18 protein-coding genes are annotated in these 18,800 nt (G+C 64.7%); 5 read left to right on the plus strand and 13 right to left on the minus strand.

Features of this window, described 5'->3' with window-relative positions:
- The first annotated feature begins 56 nt into the window (after positions 1-56).
- Positions 57-731 (plus strand): FMN-dependent NADH-azoreductase, encoded by a 675-nt coding sequence (locus AC1DGP_RS13220; protein ID WP_441504331.1) that lies wholly within the window; start codon positions 57-59, stop codon positions 729-731.
- Positions 728-1,054: a DMT family transporter gene (locus AC1DGP_RS13225; protein WP_441504330.1), complete on the plus strand. Its 327-nt coding sequence runs from the start codon at positions 728-730 to the stop codon at positions 1,052-1,054. The genes AC1DGP_RS13220 and AC1DGP_RS13225 overlap by 4 nt, the downstream gene beginning before the upstream one ends.
- Before the next feature lie 13 nt (positions 1,055-1,067).
- Here the strand turns inward: AC1DGP_RS13225 and serA are convergent, their stop codons facing one another.
- From serA to AC1DGP_RS13245, 4 genes are all read right to left on the minus strand, one after another.
- The gene (gene serA / locus AC1DGP_RS13230) at positions 1,068-2,324 is read right to left on the minus strand and encodes a phosphoglycerate dehydrogenase (RefSeq protein WP_441504329.1); all 1,257 of its coding nucleotides are present in this window, start codon (positions 2,322-2,324) and stop codon (positions 1,068-1,070) included.
- Between the two features lie 97 nt (positions 2,325-2,421).
- Complete coding sequence (locus tag AC1DGP_RS13235) at positions 2,422-2,868, minus strand: NfeD family protein (RefSeq protein ID WP_441487900.1); 447 nt, start codon at positions 2,866-2,868, stop codon at positions 2,422-2,424.
- Between the two features lie 10 nt (positions 2,869-2,878).
- Positions 2,879-3,859, minus strand: coding sequence for an SPFH domain-containing protein (locus AC1DGP_RS13240; protein ID WP_441487899.1), 981 nt, complete (start codon positions 3,857-3,859; stop codon positions 2,879-2,881).
- A gap of 124 nt (positions 3,860-3,983) precedes the next feature.
- Positions 3,984-4,442, minus strand: a complete 459-nt coding sequence (locus AC1DGP_RS13245) for a MarR family winged helix-turn-helix transcriptional regulator (protein WP_476832207.1) — start codon at positions 4,440-4,442, stop codon at positions 3,984-3,986.
- An 84-nt stretch (positions 4,443-4,526) separates the two neighbouring features.
- Here AC1DGP_RS13245 and AC1DGP_RS13250 point away from each other — a divergent pair, with 84 nt between their 5' ends.
- The gene (locus tag AC1DGP_RS13250; RefSeq protein WP_441504328.1) at positions 4,527-5,423 is read left to right on the plus strand and encodes an alpha/beta fold hydrolase; all 897 of its coding nucleotides are present in this window, start codon (positions 4,527-4,529) and stop codon (positions 5,421-5,423) included.
- Between the two features lie 49 nt (positions 5,424-5,472).
- On the opposite strand, the gene hemH is transcribed toward AC1DGP_RS13250, so the two are convergent.
- Entirely contained in the window at positions 5,473-6,537 is a 1,065-nt protein-coding gene (gene hemH, locus AC1DGP_RS13255) for a ferrochelatase (RefSeq protein WP_441487896.1), read from the minus strand.
- Positions 6,538-6,705: 168 nt separating this feature from the next.
- Here hemH and AC1DGP_RS13260 point away from each other — a divergent pair, with 168 nt between their 5' ends.
- Positions 6,706-8,226, plus strand: a complete 1,521-nt coding sequence (locus AC1DGP_RS13260) for a bifunctional metallophosphatase/5'-nucleotidase (RefSeq protein WP_441487895.1) — start codon at positions 6,706-6,708, stop codon at positions 8,224-8,226.
- On the plus strand, positions 8,223-8,924 hold the full coding sequence (gene ung / locus AC1DGP_RS13265; protein ID WP_441504327.1) for a uracil-DNA glycosylase: 702 nt from the start codon (positions 8,223-8,225) through the stop codon (positions 8,922-8,924). The genes AC1DGP_RS13260 and ung overlap by 4 nt, the downstream gene beginning before the upstream one ends.
- Before the next feature lie 144 nt (positions 8,925-9,068).
- Here the strand turns inward: ung and AC1DGP_RS13270 are convergent, their stop codons facing one another.
- From AC1DGP_RS13270 to AC1DGP_RS13305, 8 genes are all read right to left on the minus strand, one after another.
- Entirely contained in the window at positions 9,069-10,301 is a 1,233-nt protein-coding gene (locus tag AC1DGP_RS13270; RefSeq protein ID WP_441487893.1) for a phenylacetate--CoA ligase family protein, read from the minus strand.
- Between the two features lie 26 nt (positions 10,302-10,327).
- A complete protein-coding gene (locus tag AC1DGP_RS13275) occupies positions 10,328-11,008 on the minus strand; it encodes a zinc metallopeptidase (RefSeq protein WP_441487892.1) in 681 nt (226 codons plus the stop codon).
- Positions 11,009-11,032: 24 nt separating this feature from the next.
- Entirely contained in the window at positions 11,033-11,878 is an 846-nt protein-coding gene (locus AC1DGP_RS13280) for an ABC transporter ATP-binding protein (protein ID WP_476832208.1), read from the minus strand.
- Positions 11,879-12,028: 150 nt separating this feature from the next.
- Positions 12,029-13,360 (minus strand): ABC transporter substrate-binding protein, encoded by a 1,332-nt coding sequence (locus AC1DGP_RS13285; RefSeq protein WP_441487891.1) that lies wholly within the window; start codon positions 13,358-13,360, stop codon positions 12,029-12,031.
- Between the two features lie 118 nt (positions 13,361-13,478).
- Entirely contained in the window at positions 13,479-14,558 is a 1,080-nt protein-coding gene (locus AC1DGP_RS13290; RefSeq protein ID WP_441504324.1) for a branched-chain amino acid ABC transporter permease, read from the minus strand.
- Between the two features lie 12 nt (positions 14,559-14,570).
- On the minus strand, positions 14,571-15,485 hold the full coding sequence (locus tag AC1DGP_RS13295) for a branched-chain amino acid ABC transporter permease (protein WP_441488332.1): 915 nt from the start codon (positions 15,483-15,485) through the stop codon (positions 14,571-14,573).
- 339 nt (positions 15,486-15,824) lie between these two features.
- Entirely contained in the window at positions 15,825-16,643 is an 819-nt protein-coding gene (locus AC1DGP_RS13300; protein WP_476832209.1) for an ABC transporter ATP-binding protein, read from the minus strand.
- Positions 16,640-18,577 (minus strand): AMP-dependent synthetase/ligase, encoded by a 1,938-nt coding sequence (locus AC1DGP_RS13305; protein ID WP_476775379.1) that lies wholly within the window; start codon positions 18,575-18,577, stop codon positions 16,640-16,642. Before AC1DGP_RS13305 ends, AC1DGP_RS13300 begins: the two co-directional genes overlap by 4 nt.
- Positions 18,578-18,800 lie beyond the last annotated feature (223 nt).

Below are 18,800 nucleotides of genomic sequence, written 5' to 3' on the forward strand. Positions count from 1 at the left end.
CCTTTCATGCAGTCGCGCTCCCGCTTGGAGCGTCTACGTTACGAGGTTTGCGTCACATGACACGGCTGCTCTTCATCCAGGCTTCCCCGCGCAAGGCGGATTCGGCCTCGTCTTCCAGCGCGCAGCACTTCCTTGCCGCCCTCCAGGCAAGGCTGCCCACACTCTCGGTCGAGACGCTCGACCTCTGGGCCGCGGAGCTGCCGCAATTCGACGGCGCCATGCTGGCGGCGAAATATGCCCGCCTCGCCAGGCGCGATCTCAACGCCCCGGAACAGGCGGCCTGGCGGGTCATCGAGGGAATGATCGCCCGTCTCGCCGGAGCCGATCTCGTGCTGATCGCGACGCCGATGTGGAATTTCGGTATCCCCTACAAGCTCAAGCACTGGATCGACCTCGTCACCCAGCCGGGGCTGAGCTTCTCCTTCGATCCTGCGACGGGATACACGCCGCTGCTGAGGTCGCGCCCGACGCTCGCCATCCTCGCAAGCGCTGGCGACTATAGCGAAGGGCCGAGCCGGGGTCGGCCCGATCTTGCGACGCCCTATCTCAAGGCAGCACTCGGCTTCATTGGCCTCAGCGACGCCATCGTGGTCTGCCAGGGGCCCACGATCGGTCCGGATCAGGAGGTCGCTGAAGGCCGCACGCATGTGCATGCCCGTCTTGAAGAGATCGCCGCCAGCTTTGCAGTCACGGTGGGAATTGGCACGGAACGGCTCAGGAGCGCGTCATGACAACGGGCTGGGCCTGGATCGCCCTCGTCGTCTCCGGCATCGTCGATGTCGCCTGGGCGCTCAGCATGAAGAAGGCCAACGGCTTTCGCGACCTGCACTGGGCGCTTGTCTCGGTGCTGCTTCTGGTCGTCTTCGTCGTGCTTCTGATCAAGGCGCTGGACGTGCTGCCGCTCGGCACGGCCTATGCGGTCTGGACAGGCATCGGCGCGCTCGGCTCGGTGCTCGTCGGCATCCTCGTCTTCGGCGAGCCGGCCACGATCGCCCGTCTCTTCTGGATCGCGCTGGTGCTCGTCGGCATCGTCGGGCTGAAGACGACGGCGTGAGCGGGTTACCCGCTCACTGCCTCTCGTAGAGCAACCGCGCCCGGATCGTGCCGTCGAGCGCCCTGATCTCGGCCAGGATGGCGTCCGCATCGGCACCGATGCGGTCGGCCTCCATCACGACATAGCCGATCTCGCCATCGGTCTGGTAGTTCTGGGCGGAGATATTGACCTCGCGCCGGGCGAAGATGTCGTTCAGCCGCCGCAGCATGCCGGGCTCGTTGCGCTGGACATGGATGAAGCGCGTCCCGATCGGACGCGGCGCCAGTTGCACCTGCGGGAAGTTCACCGCGCCGACAGTCGAACCGATATCCGAATAATCGACCAGCTTGCGCGCCACCTCGGCACCGATGCGCTCCTGTGCCTCCTCCGTCGAGCCTCCGACATGCGGCGTCAGGATGACATTGGGCAGGCCCTGCAGCGGCGAGACGAAGCGCTCGCTGTTCGAGGCAGGCTCCTTTGGGAACACATCGACGGCGGCCCCCGCAAGATGGCCGCTGCCCAGCGCCTCGGCCAGCGCATCGAGATCGACGACGGTGCCGCGCGAATTGTTGATGAGATAGCTGCCCTTGCGCATCGCGGCGATCTCGGCCTTGCCGATCATGCCATGGGTCGCGGGCGTCTCCGGCACATGCAGCGAGATCACGTCGCAGGAGCCGAGCAAGTGCTTCAGGCTGTCGACGGGTTCGGTATTGCCATGACGCAGCCGGTCGGTGTGGTCGAAATAGAGCACCCGCATGCCCATCGCCTCGGCCAGTGTCGAGAGCTGGCTGCCGATATTGCCGTAGCCGATGATCCCGAGCGTCTTGCCGCGCACCTCGAAGCTGCCATTGGCCGACTTGTCCCAGCCGCCGTCATGCGCAGAACGCGACCGGTCGGGGATGCGCCGCAGCAGCATGACGATCTCGCCAATGGTGAGCTCGGCGACGCTGCGGGTATTCGAGAACGGCGCATTGAAAACGGGGACGCCACGCGCGCGGGCGGCCTGCAGGTCGACCTGATTGGTTCCAACCGAGAAGCAGCCGACGGCAAAGAGGCGGCTTGCGCGCTCGAAAACGTCGGCCGTGAGCTGCGAACGCGAACGGATGCCGAGCACATGCACCTTCTCGACAGCCTTGAGCAGCTCATCGTGATCGAGTGCCTTGGGCAGGCGGATCATGTTGGTATAGCCGGCCTGGACCATCAGATCGGCAGCGGAATCATTGATGCCTTCGAGCAGCAGGACACGGATCCGGTCCTTTGGCAGCGACAGGCGTTCGGTCTGGTCTGGCATGGTGCGCTTCGCTTGCGGCGGGAGTTCCCTATAGACCCCGCGCATCGATATGGGCAGCCCGATTTCGCATCAGCGAGATGAACTGGCGGCGCAACGTTCAGGCTTTCTCGACCACCAGCGTCGCACCGTCGACGCGCACGACCCGCACTTCGGAGCCAGCCAGCAGCTCGGGCCCGGTGATTCGCCAGGAGGAATCGCCGACGCGGATGCGGCCCTCGCCACCGGTCATGGTGGCATCGAGCCTGAAGACCTTGCCGATCAGCTGCCGCCCGCGGTCGTTCAGACCCTGCGCCGCATCCGGTTCATCCGACTTGCGCCGGGTCAGGGCCCGGCCCGCAAGGACACTGGCGACCGACAAAGCCGCGAAGATCAGCGCCGCGCCTTGCCAGCCCACCCCGGTCAGGCCAACCACGAGCCCAGTCAGCAGCGCAGCAAGGCCGAGCCAGATCAGGAAGACACCGGGTGCCAGCAACTCGCCGCCAATCAGGACGAGGCCGATCACGACCCAGCCCCAGCCCCCGATCGATCCAAACCAGTCCAGCATCGTCGTACCCTCAGGCGCTCGTCCGGCCGGAGGCGGGAACCGAGCCGGTGCGGCGCGCCTCGATCGCGTCCTCGCCAAAAACCGCGCGCGTGAGCTGTGCGATGCCGCCGACCGTGCCGGCCAGCGCCGCTGCTTCGATCGGCACGATCACCACCTTGCTGTTTGGCGCGCTGGCGATGGCCTTGAGCGCATCGGTATAGCGCTCGGCGATCAGGAAATTCGCGGCCTGGATATCACCACGGCTGATCGCCTCGCTGACCATGGCTGTCGCTGCCGCTTCGGCCTGGGCCAGCCGTTCGCGTGCCTCGGCATCGCGCAACGCCGCTTCCTTGCGGCCCTCGGCTGCAAGGATCTGCGATTGCTTCTGCCCTTCCGCCTTGAGGATCTCGGCCTGCCGCAGGCCTTCCGCCTCCAGCACCGCCGCGCGCTTCTCACGCTCGGCCTTCATCTGCCGGTTCATCGCGCCGGCGATATCCGCGGGCGGCAGGATGTCCCGGATCTCGATGCGGGTGACCTTGACGCCCCAGGGCGAAGCCGCGGCATCCATGACCCGCAGCAACCGCTCGTTGATCTCGTCGCGATGCGACAGCAACTGGTCGAGATCCATCGAGCCGACGACGGTGCGGATATTGGTCATGGTCAGCACCATCAGGGCCTGATCGAGCGACGAAACCTCATAGCAGGCCTTGGCTGCGTCGAGCACCTGATAGAAGGCGGCAGCGTCGATCCGGACGCCGGCATTGTCCTTGGTGATCGCCTCCTGGCTCGGAATGTCGAGCACCTGCTCCATGACATTCACCTTGTGGCCGACCCGGTCGATATAGGGCACGATCAGGCCGAGGCCCGCCCCGAGCGTACGCGAATAGCGGCCGAAGCGTTCGATCGTATAATTATAGCCCTGCGGAACAGTGCGAACCCCCAGCGCGATCGTCAGGATGACGAGCAGCACCAGAATCACGACAACGATGTCGAAACTGAAGATCTGATTCATTTGGCTCCGCCAGTCCGCCAGTCACGCTCTGGAGTTTCATGCTCCAGCATTCAAAGGGGCCCGAGGCCCCGATGCACGCAACCTGACGATTGCGACGACCATGTGCAAGCGGGGGCTGCATCGCTCAGCCTTCCAAGGCCTTTGAGACCCGCCGCATCAACTCGCCGACCATCGCGCATTCATCGTCGCTGAGCACGAGCATCATCGCCTCGATGCGCTGGACATGGATCGCCATCGCCTTGCGCGTCAGCACCTCGCCTTCCGGCGTCAGCCAGAGCCGGCGCAYGCGGCGGTCAGCCTCGTCGCCACGACGCTCGATCAGCTCGCGCCGCTCCAGCTCCGGCAGCAGCATGCTCATCGCGCTGCGGCCGACGAGCAGCTTCTCCGCCAGCGCCTGCTGGGTCAGGCCCGGCACATGGAAGACATTCGCAAGAACGTCATAATGCGCGAGCTGAATGCCGAGCGGCGCAAGCGCCTCGCTGAACACCTTCTTCCAGAGCGCGTGCACGCGCGCGACCGCGATCCAGTTATGGAAGCGCGGCAGTTCCCAGGGCAGCACCTGCCTGTCCTCAGGCTGAGCCATGTCGGAGTTCGCCGAAATCGGCTCTTGCTTTTTGTTCATGGTTGAACATATTTGTTCAGCATTGAACGAACTAGAGGTCGCACCATGGCCGGTTCAGCACTCCGTATCATTCGACCGCTCATCCGCCTCTCCAGCTTCGTTGCACCGAAGACGGCCGGGCATCTTGCCTTCAAGGCCTTTTGTACGCCGCCACGGCGGCAACAGGGAACCGCGAAACGAAAGGCGGCCACAAAAGCCGCATCCGAACGGCTGGCCGGCGCGACACGCCACGCCATTCCCTACCCCTGTGGCTCGGTCACCGCCTATCTCTTCGAGCCGAACGGGCAGAAGCCGTCCGGTTCCCCTTCGCCGTCCGTGATCCTCCTGCATGGCTGGATCAGCGAGGCGGCCTTCATGACCGCCTTCGTCGCGCCGCTGACCGCGGCCGGCTTCCGTGTCGTCGCCTATGATCTGCCCGCCCATGGCGACTCGACGGGCAGCGAGCTCAATATTCCGCTCGGTGTCGCCAGCCTCGCTGCCGTCGCGCGCGCCTTCGCACCGGTCCACGCCATCGTGACTCATTCCTTCGGTGGAGCGATCGCCATGGCTGCGCTCGCCCGCACCGTACCGGGGCAGCCGGCCGTCACGGCGAACCGGCTGGCGCTGATCGCCGCCCCCTCCTCGATCACCGAGATCACCCGCCAGTTCGGCACGACGATCGGTCTCGGCCGGCGCGGCCAGGCGGCGCTGGAACGACGCATCCATGTCGTAGCTGGCAACCCGGTCGAGGCCTTCGAGGGTCGTAACCAGCTCGCAGCGATCGCCAAGCCGACGCTGGTGATCCATTGCCGCGACGATCGGGAACTGGGTTTTCACCATGCCGAGGCCTTGGCCGCAGCCGGGCCCGGCGTCACGCTCGAGCCCGTGAAGGGGCTCGGCCACCGCCGCATCCTGCAGGCGAAGGCAGTGGTCGAAAGCGTCAGCCGGTTCGTGGCCGGTTAGGCTTCTGCGCTGCGGCCGCAACGGCTGCCGCAGCCGGTGCGCGAAAGCGCTACACCCAGCCCATCAGCTCGCGGCGCACGACGGCCTCGAGCACCCTGATCCCCTCGTCGGAATCGTTCAGGCACGGTAAATAGGCGAACTGCTTGCCGCCATTGTGCAGGAAGATCTCGCGGTTCTCGACATCGAGCTCTTCCAGGGTTTCCAGGCAGTCCGCCGAGAAGCCCGGCGCAACGATGGCGAGCGATTTCGTTCCTGCTTCGGCCAGCGCCTTCACGGTCTCGTCGGTATAGGGCTGCAGCCACTCATCCGGCCCGAAGCGTGACTGGAAGGTCAGGCGGAAGCGCTCTTCCGGCAGGCCGAGTTCGTCGCGCAGCAGCCGCCAGGTCTTGACGCACTGGCAGTAATAAGGATCGCCCTTGAGCAGATATTCCTTCGGCATGCCGTGGAACGAACAGAGGATCACGTCCGGGTCGAAATCGAGCTTGGCGAGCGAGGCGCGCATCGAGGTTGCGAGCGCCGCGATATAGACGGGATCGTCATGGTAGGGCGGCGCGACCCTGACCGCGGGCTGCCAGCGCATCTGCATCAGCGCCCTAAAAGCCTGATCGCAGGCGGTTGCCGAGGTCGGCGCCGCATATTGCGGATAGAGCGGCACCATCAGGATGCGGTCGCAACCCTGGTCCTGCAGCGCCTTCAACCGGCTTTTCACATCGGGAAAGCCGTAACGCATCGCCCAGTCGAAGACGATGCGCTCGCCGGCATAGGATTTCAGCCGCTCCGCGAGCTGCTCGGTCTGCGAGCGCGTGATCGTCTTCAGCGGCCCCTCATCGCGCTCCTTGTTCCAGATCGAGGCATAGTCCTTGCCCTTCCGGCCCGGCCGCGTCGTCAGGATGATGAGGTTGAGTAGCGGCCACCAGACCCAGCGCGAGGTCTCGATCACCCTGCGGTCGGACAGGAATTCCTTGAGATAGGCCCGCATCGGCCAGTAACCCGTGCCTTCCGGGGTACCGAGATTCATCAGCAGCACGCCGATGCGCGAGCCACGCAACGGCCGATGGTCGGAGGGCAGCTTCACGGGGAGTGGGCCGGCGGCGGGCTTGGTCTTGACTGTCATCGATCCCGGACTTTCGTTTCTTCGTGATTTAGACGAGTTAGAGCATTCGTCCAGCCGCGAAGGCCCGGGGTGCGACATCGGCACCCCTGCATAATCGGCTAACCGTTTCCGCTGGTCAGCGGCACGCGGTTTGCTAATCTGGATTTCTTCTCAACAGGGCCTTGCTCCATGACCAAGCTGACCCGTCGCCGCGCTCTCGGCGTCCTTGCCGCCCCGGCCGCGCTTGCCGCCACCGCGCCGGTTGCCAGGGCGCAAGCTCCGGCCCCTGCCTTCACGCTGCTGCTGCTCAACGACATCTACAAGATGAGCGACGACAAGGGCCGCGGCGGCTTCGCCCGCGCCTCGGGCATCGCCAAGGCCGAACGGGCTCGCGGCATACCCGTGCTCTTCTGCCACGCGGGCGACTGCTACTCCCCCTCCCTGATGTCGGGCTTCGACCAGGGCGCCCATATCGTCACGATGCAGAACAAGATGGGCATCGACGTCTTCGTGCCCGGCAACCACGAGTTCGACTTCGGCAAGGACAATTACCTCAAGCTCACCGCCGCCCAGACCTACCCGACCTTTGCCGCGAACCTGCGTGACGCCGCCGGCAACGCGCTGCCCGGCCACAAGGACTCGCAGATCTTCGAGCTGGGCGGCATCAAGGTCGGCGTCATAGGCACCACCTATGATCCGACGCCGCAGCTCTCCAATCCCGGCGACCTGAAATTCTCCTCGACCATGGAGGCCTTGCGGCGCGAGGCGCGGGCGTTGAAGTCGCAGGGCGCCGATATCCTCGTCGGTGTCGTCCATGCTGACCGCGCCACGGATTTGACGATCGTGCGCTCGCGCGTCGTCGACATCCTGCTCACCGGGCACGACCATGATCTCGCCATCGCCTATGACGGCAAGGTCGTGATGGTGGAATCGAACGAGGAGGGCAATTACGTCACCGCCATCGATATCGCCGCGAAGGTGACCGGCGAGGGCGCCAATCGCCGTGTCGAGTGGACGCCGACATTTCGCGTCAACGATTCCCGCGCTGCGACGCCCGATCCGGAGGTTGCCGCGATCGTCAAGGGCTACGAGAGCGAGCTGTCGAAGGAACTCGACATCGAAATCGCGACGCTCGCCGCCCCGCTCGATTCCCGCACCAGCATGATCCGCACGCAGGAAACCGCGATCGGCAACCTGATCGCCGATGCGATCCGCGCTGCAACCGGCGCCCAACTCGCCATCACCAATGCCGGCGGCATCCGAGCCAACAAGCAATACGCCGCTGGCCACAAGGTCACCCGGCGCGACGTGCTGAGCGAGCTGCCCTTCGGCAACGCCACCGTGATGGTCGAGATTACCGGCAAGGACGTGAAGGACGCGATCGAGAACGGGCTGAGGGACGCACCGCAAGGCGCGGGGCGTTTCCCTGTGGTCTCGGGTCTCAGCTTCGAGGCCGATCTCAAGCAGCCGCAGGGCTCGCGCGTCACAGCTGTCACCGTCGACGGCAAACCGATCGAGCCCACCGGCAAGTACACGGTCGCCTCCAACAATTTCATGCTGGAAGGCGGCGATGGCTACACTGCGCTCGGCCGCGGCCGGACGTTGCTCGGCCTGACCGACGGCAAGCTCATGGCGAACGAGGTCATGGTCTATCTGCGCCGACTCGGCACCGTCGACGCAAAGGTCGAGGGACGGGCCGTCCTGAAGTGAGCGGTTATGCGGCGGCGCTGACGCGCTTTCTGGCAAGTCGGGCAAGCAAGGACTGGCGCGAACTCGCTGTCTTCCGTCCTGGAGGCGCTGCAGAGCGGGCGGCCGCGGCTGCCGATGCCGAGCGCGCGGCCGGGCATGTCGTGGCGCCCGCACCTGAACGGCTGCTCGCAGCCCTGGCGGAAACGCCATTCGAGACAGTGCGGGCATTCGTGCTCGGCCAGGACCCCTATCCGACACCCGGCCATGCCAATGGCCTTGCCTTCTCCTATGTCGGCCCGCCGCCTCTGCCGCGTTCGCTGGTCAATATCTACAAGGAGCGGACGGAGGATCTCGGACAGGCCGCACCGGTGAGCGGCGACCTGTCATCCTGGGCCTCGCAGGGTGTGCTGTTGCTCAACACGGCCCTGACGGTGCGCGAAGGCGCGAGCAAGGCGGGCTCGCATCTCTCGCTCGGCTGGGGGGCGGTGACGGACGCGATCATCACCGCCGTCTCTACCTCGCGCCCGCATGTCGTTTTCCTGCTCTGGGGTGCTCCGGCCCAGGCCAAGCGCGGCCTGATCGACGAGCGCCGGCACCACGTGATCGCCAGCGCGCATCCATCGCCGCTTTCGGCACGGCGAGGCTTCTTCGGGTCGAAGCCGTTCAGCCGGGCGAATGAATGGCTGGTCGCGAAGGGCGAGGCGCCGATCGCCTGGTGACGGGCGCGACGCCGTTGGATCGCTTCAACCTCCCGAGCCGACCGGCATGGCTGCGGGAAGCGGAGCACAGCCTATCCTGCACGCAGACACTGGAAGCACGGACCGTAGCGTCGGCGGACGGGGATCGTGGACCCGGCGCCATTCCTATCCCACCGGCCGCTCGTCAGCGATGACCTTCCCGTCATTGGGCAATGCCCCGAGCGGCAGGATCTCCACCGCTCCCTTGAGCTTTGTCACCTGCTGCAGGGTCGAGGACATCGCATCGACAAGTCCGGCGGGCTCGGCATAGATCTCGGCCTTGAGCGTCATCGTGTCGAGCTCGTCGGCGCGGCCGATGACCAGCCTGAGCTTGGCGATCTCCGCGTGCCGCCTGGCGATCTCGGCGACCTGCTCTGGCCGCACGAACATGCCCTTGATTTTGGCGGTCTGGTCGGCGCGCCCCATCCAGCCCTTGATGCGCGTATTGCTCCGGCCGCACGCGCTCGCGCCCGGCAGCACAGCCGTGAGATCCCCGACGGCCAGCCTGATCTGCGGGTGATGCGGATCGAGATTGGTGACGACGATCTCGCCAACCTCGCCTTCGGCCACAGGATCGCCCGTACCCGGCCGCACGATCTCGACGATCAGGTTCTCGTTCAGAAGCATGCCTTCGCGCGCCGACGTCTCATAGGCGATGACGCCGATATCGGCGGTGGCATAGAGCTGATAGGCATCGATGCCGCGCTCCTTGACCCAAGCCTGCAGCGAGGGCGGGAAGGCAGCCCCCGACACCACCGCGCGCTTAATGCAGGAGATATCGACGCCACGCGCCTCGGCGGCCTCGATCAGGATCTTCAGGAAATCCGGCGTGCCGGCATAGGCCTGCGGCCGATAGGCCGAGATCACCTCCATCTGCTGCTCGGTATTGCCCGGGCCGGCCGGTATCACGGCGCAACCAAGCGCACGTGCGGCCGAATCCATGATGAATCCGCCCGGCGTCAGGTGATAGCTGAAAGTATTGATGACGATATCGCCGCGACGGAAACCGGCCGCAAAGAGCCCGCGCGCCGCACCCCAAGGATCAACTCCCGTGCCCTCGGGCTCGAAAATCGGGCCGGGCGAGGTGAACAACCGGCCAAAGGACCCAGGCGATGCCGGCACGAAACCGCCGAAGGGCGGGGTGCCCCTGTGCAGTGCCGGCAGGTCGGCCTTGCGGAGCACCGGCAGCCGCGACAGCGCATTGCGATCGGTGATCGCTGCCGTGTTGAGCCCCTTCAGCCGCTCGGCATAGGCAGGCGCGGATAAGGCAGCCTCGAGCACGGGCCTCAGCCTCGCGAAGAGATCGGCCTCGCGCGCGTCGGAAGTGCGGATTTCGAGATCGTCGAGATGATCGCTCATCGCTTTTGTCCTTGCGGAGCTTTGGCTCAGCGGATGATGCGCAGGATGCGCAGGAAATTGAGGAGGCCGACGAGAGCGCCGGCCACATAGGTAAAGGCGGCCGCCCTCAGCACGCCGCGCGCTGCCGGTAGGTCGCGCCCGTCGAGATAGCCGTCTCTGGACAGGATCGGCAGCGCCTTGCCGAAGCTCGCGTCGAACTCCAGCGGCAGCGTCACGAGATGCACGACAAGACCGACGCCGAGCATTGCGATGGCGATGCCGGCCTGCATCAGTCCGATCGCAGGAACATGGGTGACGGCCATCACCAGAGGCGCAGTGAGCAGGATCGCCATCGCGACCTTGTCGAAGATGCCGAGGAAGCGCGCGAGCGCCGTACGCCAGGCAAAGAGCGAGCTGCCTTGCGCGTGCTGGATGGCATGCCCGACCTCATGCGCCGCCACTGCGACGGCGGTGATCGAGCGCCCATCGTGATTGTCAGGCGAGAGCCTGACCGCACGCGCATCGGGGTCATAGTGATCGCCCGCCGCGGAGGCCTCGACCGTGACGGCATCAAGCGAGAATCGATCAAGCAGGTGCCGGGCGAGTTCGCCTCCGGTTCCCGGCAGATCCGGCCGGGCGGCCGCATGCTTGCGCATCTGGCCGCGCACCCAGGCCTGCGGCCCGAAGATCAGCGCGATCAGCAGCACTGCGAGCACGAGATAGAGCATCCGACCGCTTCCGCCTTGTCCGGATCACGAAAGCCAGCGCTTGCGGCGCTTGTAGCTCTTGACGTCGCGGAACGATTTCTTGTCGCCCTCGGCCACGCCCAGATAGAACTCCTTCACGTCCTCGTTTTCGCGCAACATCTGCGCCTCGCCGTCCATGACGACACGGCCCGTCTCCATGATGTAGCCATAGGTTGCGTAGCGCAGCGCCATGTTGGTGTTCTGCTCGGCGACGAGGAAGGAAACGCCGTCCTCCGCATTGAGGCGACGGACGATCTCGAAGATCTCCTCGACGATCTGGGGCGCGAGCCCCATCGACGGCTCATCGAGCAGGATCATCTTGGGCTTCGACATCATGGCGCGGCCGACCGCGCACATCTGCTGCTCGCCACCCGAGGTATAGCCGGCCTGCGAGTTGCGCCGCAGCTTCAGGCGCGGGAACAGCTCATAGATCTTCTCGAGGTCGCGCTTGATCGCGGCATTGCCGTCGCGCCGGGTGAAGGCGCCGGTCAGCAGGTTCTCCTCGATCGAGAGATGGCCGAAGCAATGGCGGCCTTCCATGACCTGGATGCAGCCGCGCCGGACGAGTTCGTTCGGCGACATCCGATCGACCCGCTCGCCATCGAACACGATCGAGCCCTTGGTGACCTCGCCGCGCTCGGCCTTGAGCAGGTTCGAGATCGCCTTCAGCGTCGTCGTCTTGCCCGCGCCATTGGCGCCGAGGATTGCGACGATGCCCTTGCGCGGCACCTGCAGGGAGACGCCCTTGAGCACCAGGATGACGTGATCATAGATCACCTCGATATTGTTCAGCGACAGGATGGTGTCCGTCGCAGCGGCGGGGGCGGGCTTCTCGAGGGTGGCGGTCGACATTGCGTGCTCCTTCCCTCTCCTTGTGGGGAGAAGGTGATCCGGCACAGCCGGATCGGATGAGTGAAGGACGGACGAGGTCAGGCGCTGCCGCCCTCGTCCGTCTGCTTCGCAGGTGCCTCCTCCCCGGGAGGGGAGAAGGCTGCGCTCACATCAGGACGACTTCTCGCAGGACTCGGTCCGCTTCGGCCAGCCGGCGTTCTTCTCGGCATAGTCCTTGGCGGCGGCCTCGATCAGCGGACGCACCTCGTCCTTCAGCGGCTCGATCCAGTCCGAACCCTTGGTCCACTTGGTGCCGTCCCATTCGGCGACATACATCTTGCTATGGCCGGAATGGTCGCTGCAGGAGATCGTCGATGGGGTGCCGAAGCCCTCCATGCCGATTTCCTTCAGGCGGGCCTCGGTGATGTTGAGGCCCTCGAGACCACGGCGCATGTCCTCGGCATTGACCACCTTCTTGCCGGTGAGCTTCTGCGCGTTGCGGATCGCCTCGACCACGAGCATCGAATTGTAGACGCCGCGGTTATAGAGGTTCTCGCCGACCTTCTCCTTCGGCGCCAGGCTCTTACCCTTCTCCACGACATGCTTGATGATGTCCTGGATGACCGGGAAATTGGTGCCCGCCGCATTGAAGTTGAGCGACTTGTAGCCCTTTGCCTCGGCCCCGCCGGCCCGCGCATCATCGTCGCCGCCGGCCCACCAGACGCCGACCAGCTTGTTGATCGGGAAGCCGTTCTTGATGGCCTCCTTCACAGCCGTCGGGTTCATCGCGCCCCAGCCCTGGTTGTAGAGATAGTCCGGGCGGTCACGCCGGATCGAGAGCCAGAGCGAGCCCTGGTTTTGCATGTCGGCTGCAGCGACGGGGTACAGCTTGAGCTCGAAGCCGTATTTCTTGGCGAGGTTCTCAAGAACCGGGATCGGCTCCTTGCCGAAGGGCGCATCGAGATGGATCAGGCCGAGCTTCTTGCCCTTGAGCTTGTCCATGCCGCCGAACTCATTGGCCATGTGCTTGACCATGACCGAGGCGCCATCCCAGTAGGTGAAGGGCGGGATGAAAACCCAGGGGAAGGTCGAGCCTTCGGCCGAAGCAGACAGGCCATAGGCCATCGACAGGATCGGGATCTTATCGATATGGGCACGCGGGATCGCAGCCAGCGTCGCGCCGGTCGACCACGGGCTGTAGACGATCGTGTTCTTCGACTTCGCCTGCTCGTAGCACTCGATCGACTTCTTGGTGTCGTAGCCGGTCTCGCACTCCTCATAGATGACCTTGACGCCGTTCACGCCGCCGTCGCGCTCGTTGATCATCGCGATATAGTCGCGCATGCCGTCGCCGATCGGGATGCCGGAGCCCGAGAACGGTCCGGTGCGATAGGCATTGTTGGCGAAATAGACGCTGTCCTGCGCCGCCACCGGAGCGATCACCGCTCCCGCCGCGAGCAGCGCGCCGAGCGCCGCGCCCTTCATCAAACCAGTCTTCTTCATCTGTTCCCTCCGTGGTTGCATCGGGCGACCTTTTCGCGGCCTGCCCGTTGTCTCCTGCCCTCCGCTTGACGATGGCGGCGGGTCGTATTCTTGGGCCCTCCCGGCCGAGGCACGCGCCTCAATAGGGGAAGGGCCACGTCCGCAACTTCTGCTTCGTGATCTGCCAGAGCCGCGCCAGGCCATGCGGCTCGACGATCAGGAAGATGATGATCAGGGCGCCGACCAGCATGAAGGTGACATGCTCGGCCGCCGCGCCCGAGAGCGGCACGCCGAGCGCCGGCAGGCCGAATTTGAGGATGGTCGGCAGGCTCGCGATGAAAGCCGCGCCGAAGAAGGAGCCGATCAGCGAGCCCAGGCCCCCGATGATCACCATGAACAGAATGTTGAACGACAGGCGGATGTTGAAGACGTCCGCGGCTTCGCCGCCGCCATACCAGAGGAAGATCATCATCGCGCCGGCGACGCCGGCATAGAAGGACGACACTGCGAAGGCGAGCAGCTTGGCGTTCAGCAGCTTGATGCCCATCAGTTCGGCCGCGATATCCATGTCGCGCACCGCCATCCAGGAGCGGCCGAGTCTGCCGTGCACCAGGTTAGAGGCAAACCAGGTCAGGACGACGACAAGACCGAGGCAGACGAAGTAGCGCGTTTCCGCCGAGGCCGACGCACCCGTGACCGGGACGCCGAACAGGCTGCGCAGCGGCACCTCGATGGCCCCAGACGCATTGTAGTTGAACAGCCAGGGCACGCGCACGAAGGCCCATTGCAGGAAGAACTGCGCGGCAAGCGTCGCGACCGCGAGATAGAAGCCCTTGATGCGCAGTGAGGGCAGCCCGAACAGCACGCCGATCGCGGCCGAAAACAGGCCGGAGACCAGGATCAGGACGATGATGTTCACGCCTGGAAAGAGGGTCGTCAGCTTGTAGCAGGCATAGGCGCCCACACCCATGAAGGCAGCCGTGCCGAGCGAGATCAGCCCGGTATAGCCCGTGAGGATGTTGAGCCCGATCGCAGCCAGTGAGAAAACCAGGAACGGAATCATCACCGTCGCGATGAAGAAGTCGTTGCCGATCAACGGGATGCCGATGAAGGCGATGGCGAGGATGACCGCAATGCCGATCCGGTCCTGACGGAGCGGGAACACGGCCATGTCGGCGGCATAGGTGCTCTTGTATTGGCCGGCTTCGCGATAGAACACGGTTTCAGCCCTTCAAATTCGTTCGATGATCTTGTCGCCGAACAGGCCCTGCGGCCGGAACAGCAGGAAGCCGAGCGCGATGAAATAGGCGAGCCAGCTCTCGATGCCGCCGCCGATCAGCGGCCCCCAGTAGAACTCGCCGAGCTTCTCGCCGATGCCGATGATCAGCCCGCCGACAATGGCGCCCGGGATCGAGGTGAAGCCGCCGAGGATCAGCACCGGCAGCGCTTTCAGCGCCACGATCTCCAGCGCGAAGGACACGTCCGAACGCGCACCCCACATGATGCCGGTGATCAGTGCGACGATGCCGGCGGTGAACCAGACGATGACCCAGATCTGGTTCAGCGAGATGCCGACCGAGAGCGCCGCCTTGTGGCTGTCGGCGACCGCGCGCAGCGCCCGGCCGATGCGGGTGTATTGGAAGAACACGGCCAGCGCCGCGATCATGATCGAGGCGATGATCGCGGCCGCGATATCGATCTTCTGGAAGGAGACGAAGCCGCCGAGGATCTTCGCGTCGATCGCCCCCTTCGGCAGATAGAGTTCGCTCGTGATCATCTGCTTCGGGTTGCCGCCGAAGACGGCCTCGCCAAAACCGATCAGGAAATAGGTGATGCCGAACGTCGCCATGAACAGGATGATGTCGGGCTGGTTGACCAGCGGACGCAGCACCACCCGCTCGATGGTGAAGGCGAGCAGGAACATCACGCCGAGCGTCAGGATGACGGCCAGGAACGCCGGTACGCCCTTCTCATGCAGGCCGACCAGCGTCAGCGCCGCAAAGACGACCATGATGCCCTGGGCGAAATTGAAGACGCCCGATGCCTTGAAGATCAGCACGAAGCCGAGCGCGATCAGCGCATAGAGCACGCCCGAAACGAGCCCTTCCCAGATTGTCTGAACCAGCAGGTCCGGAGCCGAAACCATTTGCTGAAACGGGTCGATCAACACCTTGTGCAGCGTGCCGGAGGAATCGAGCTGTGCACCGACGATCGCGGCAAGGATGATGCCCACAAGAATAAGGCCGGTCTTGATCCAGCCATTGCTGAGCAGGTTGGGCGCAGGCCGCGCAGCGACTTCGCTCATGGCAGGATGTCCTTGGTTGGCGATCGCATCATGGCCGTCTCCAGATCGGGGTAAGGCCAAGAGGCCCCGCGCACAGGACGGCGACGCTCGGGGTCGCAAGTGGAAGCTTCGATGATCCCGACATCAGCCGGCATACCCTCGAACTCCGCAGATCGGATCCGTGCAGCATTGATGCCTCCCTCAATGCGCCACGCCGAGATAGGCATCGATCACCTTCTGATTCTGCTTGACCTCGTCGGGCGTGCCGTCTGCGATCTTGCGGCCGTATTCGAGCACCACGACACGGTCGGACAGGTCCATGACCACACCCATGTCGTGCTCGATCAGCGCGATCGTCGTGCCAAACTGGTTGTTCACGTCGAGGATGAAGCGACACATGTCCTCCTTCTCCTCGAGGTTCATGCCGGCCATCGGCTCGTCGAGCAGCAGGAGTTCCGGCTCCATCGCCAGCGCGCGGCCCAGCTCGACACGCTTCTGCAGCCCGTAGGGCAGCTTGCCGACCGGCAGCTTGCGGATGTGCTCGATCTGCAGGAAGTCGATGATGTCCTCGACCACCTTGCGGTGCTCGATCTCCTCGGCCATCGCCGGCCCCTGTCGCAAGGCCTGCCAGAAGAAGCCGCGCCGCATCTTCAGCGTGCGCCCGGTCATGATGTTGTCGAGCGTCGACATGCCCTTGAACAGCGCGACGTTCTGGAAGGTCCGCGCGATGCCGGCCGCAGCCGCCTGATGCGGCTTCATCCTGGTGCGCCGCACGCCCTTGTAGGTGATCTGGCCTTCCTGCGGATGATAGAAACCATTGATGCAATTCAGCATCGAGGTCTTGCCGGCCCCGTTGGGGCCGATGATGGCGCGCACCTCGCCCTTGCGGATGTCGAAGGAGACGCCAGAGATCGCCTTCACGCCGCCGAAGCGCAGCGAGACATTCTCGACCGAGAGCAGGATCTCGCCCTTCTTGGCGGGGATCGGCGTGCCGGTGACGTTCATGGGTTCCGCATTCATGCTGCCCTCGCCGCGCCAGGTCGCTCGGGCGCCGTTGCCGGGTAGGTCTTGGCGTCACGCACCTTGACCCGTGCGGAAATCACGCCCTTGCGGCCATCCTCGAAGGTGACTTCGGTAGAAATGTCGGCCTCACTCGAGCCGTCATAGAGCGCGTTCACTAGGGGCGCGTAGCGTTCGGCGATGAAGCCGCGCCGGACCTTCTGAGTCCGCGTCAGCTCGCCATCGTCGGCGTCGAGTTCCTTGTGCAGGATCAGGAAGCGCTTGACCTGGGCTCCGCCCATCGCCGGCTCGGACGCCAGCGACTTGTTCACCTCGTCGATATGTTTGGCGATCATGCCGTAGACGAGATCGTGGCCGGCCAGTTCCTGATAGGAGGCATAGACGACGTTGTTGCGCTCGGCCCAGTTGCCGACGGCCGTCAGGTCGATATTGAGCGCAACCGTCGCGTAGTCGCGGCCTTGGCCGAAAGCGACCGCCTCCTTGATGTTCGGATAGAACTTGAGCTTGTTCTCGATGTATTTCGGCGGGAACAGCTCGCCGGAATTGAGCTTCCCGACATCCTTGGCCCGGTCGATGATTTTGAGATGGCCGGTCTCGTCGAAGAAACCGGCATCGCCGGAACGGACATAACCATCCGCGGTCATCGTCTCTGCCGTCTTCTCCGGATCCTTGTAATAGCCGCCGAAGATGGAGGGCGACCGGTAGAGGACCTCGCCATTCTCATCGAGTTTGATCTCGACCAGCGGCGCCGGGCGGCCGACGGTGTCGGCCCGGATTTCGCCATTGGGCTGCATGGTGATGTAGACCCCGGCCTCGGTCTGGCCGTAGAGCTGCTTCAGGTTGACGCCGATCGACCGGTAGAAGCGGAAGATCTCGGGGCCGATCGCCTCGCCGGCGGTGTAGCCGACCTTGATGCTGGTCAGGCCGAAACGATTGCGCAGCGGAGCGTAGATCAACGCCTCGCCGAGCTTGTAGAGCAGCCGCGCTCCGAGCGGGACCGGTTCGCCGTTCAGGATCTTCTCACCATGCTTCTTCGCCACGCCGAGGAAGAAATGGAACATCTTGCGCATCAACGGCCCGGCATCCTCCATGCGCACCATGGTGATGGTCAGCATGTTCTCGAAGACCCGCGGCGGCGCGAAAGCGTAGGTCGTGCCGACCTCGCGGCGATCATCGATCACCGTCTCCGGCCCTTCCGGGCAGTTGACGCAGAAGCCGGCGACGATCGCCTGCGCATAGGAGAAGACGTGGTCGCCGACCCAGGCGATCGGCAGATAGGCGATGACCTCGTCTTCCTCGTTCAGCCCGTCGAACTGGCAGCCGATCTCGGCCGCCGTGATGACGTTGTAATGGCTGAGCATCACGCCCTTGGGGCGGCCGGTGGTACCCGAGGTGTAGAGGATGACAGCGAGGTCCGAGCCGGTCCCGGCCTCCATCTCGCGGTCGAGCCCGGCCGACGCTGCTGAATTCGCCTTCAGGGCCTTGGCCCCGGCCTCGATCACGCGACCAATGTCGTGCAGCTTGGCATGGTCGTAATCACGCAGGCCACGCGACTCGTCGTAGAGCATGTTCCTCAGGCGCGGCAGGCGGTCGGCGATCGAGAGCACCTTGTCGACCTGCTCCTGATCCTGGACGCAGGCGAAGACCGCCTCGGCATGGTCGAGCACATAGGCCATCTCGTCAGCGACGGAATCGGCATAGACTGGCACCGGAATGGCGCCGAGCCACTGCGCCGCGCACATCGACCAGTAGAGGCGTGGCCGGTTGTAGCCGATGATCGCGACCTTCTCGCCGCGCTTGAGACCGAGTTCCTGCAATCCCTTGGCATAGGCACGAACCTGCTCGGCCATCTCGGCCCAGTTCCAGGATTGCCAGATGCCGAGATCCTTGTGCCGGTATGCCGTGCGGCTGCCGCGCTCACGCGCATTGCGCATCAGCAATTTCGGAAAGGTATCCGCCTGGCCGGCGGTTGCGCTTGCCACGGTTGCGTTCTCCCTGTCCGGCCGCCGTACATTGCAGCAGCMTTCTTTCCGGGCCGGTTCCGACCTCTTTGTTCATGCAAGCCTTGCAGGCCCGACACATCTTCGCAAGGAGGCACTTGACAGACAACTTGTTATTTGGTCGCTATTGTCCCGCCGAAGTGTGCGAGAGCGTGAA

The organism is Allobosea sp. 05T433 (assembly GCF_056396065.1).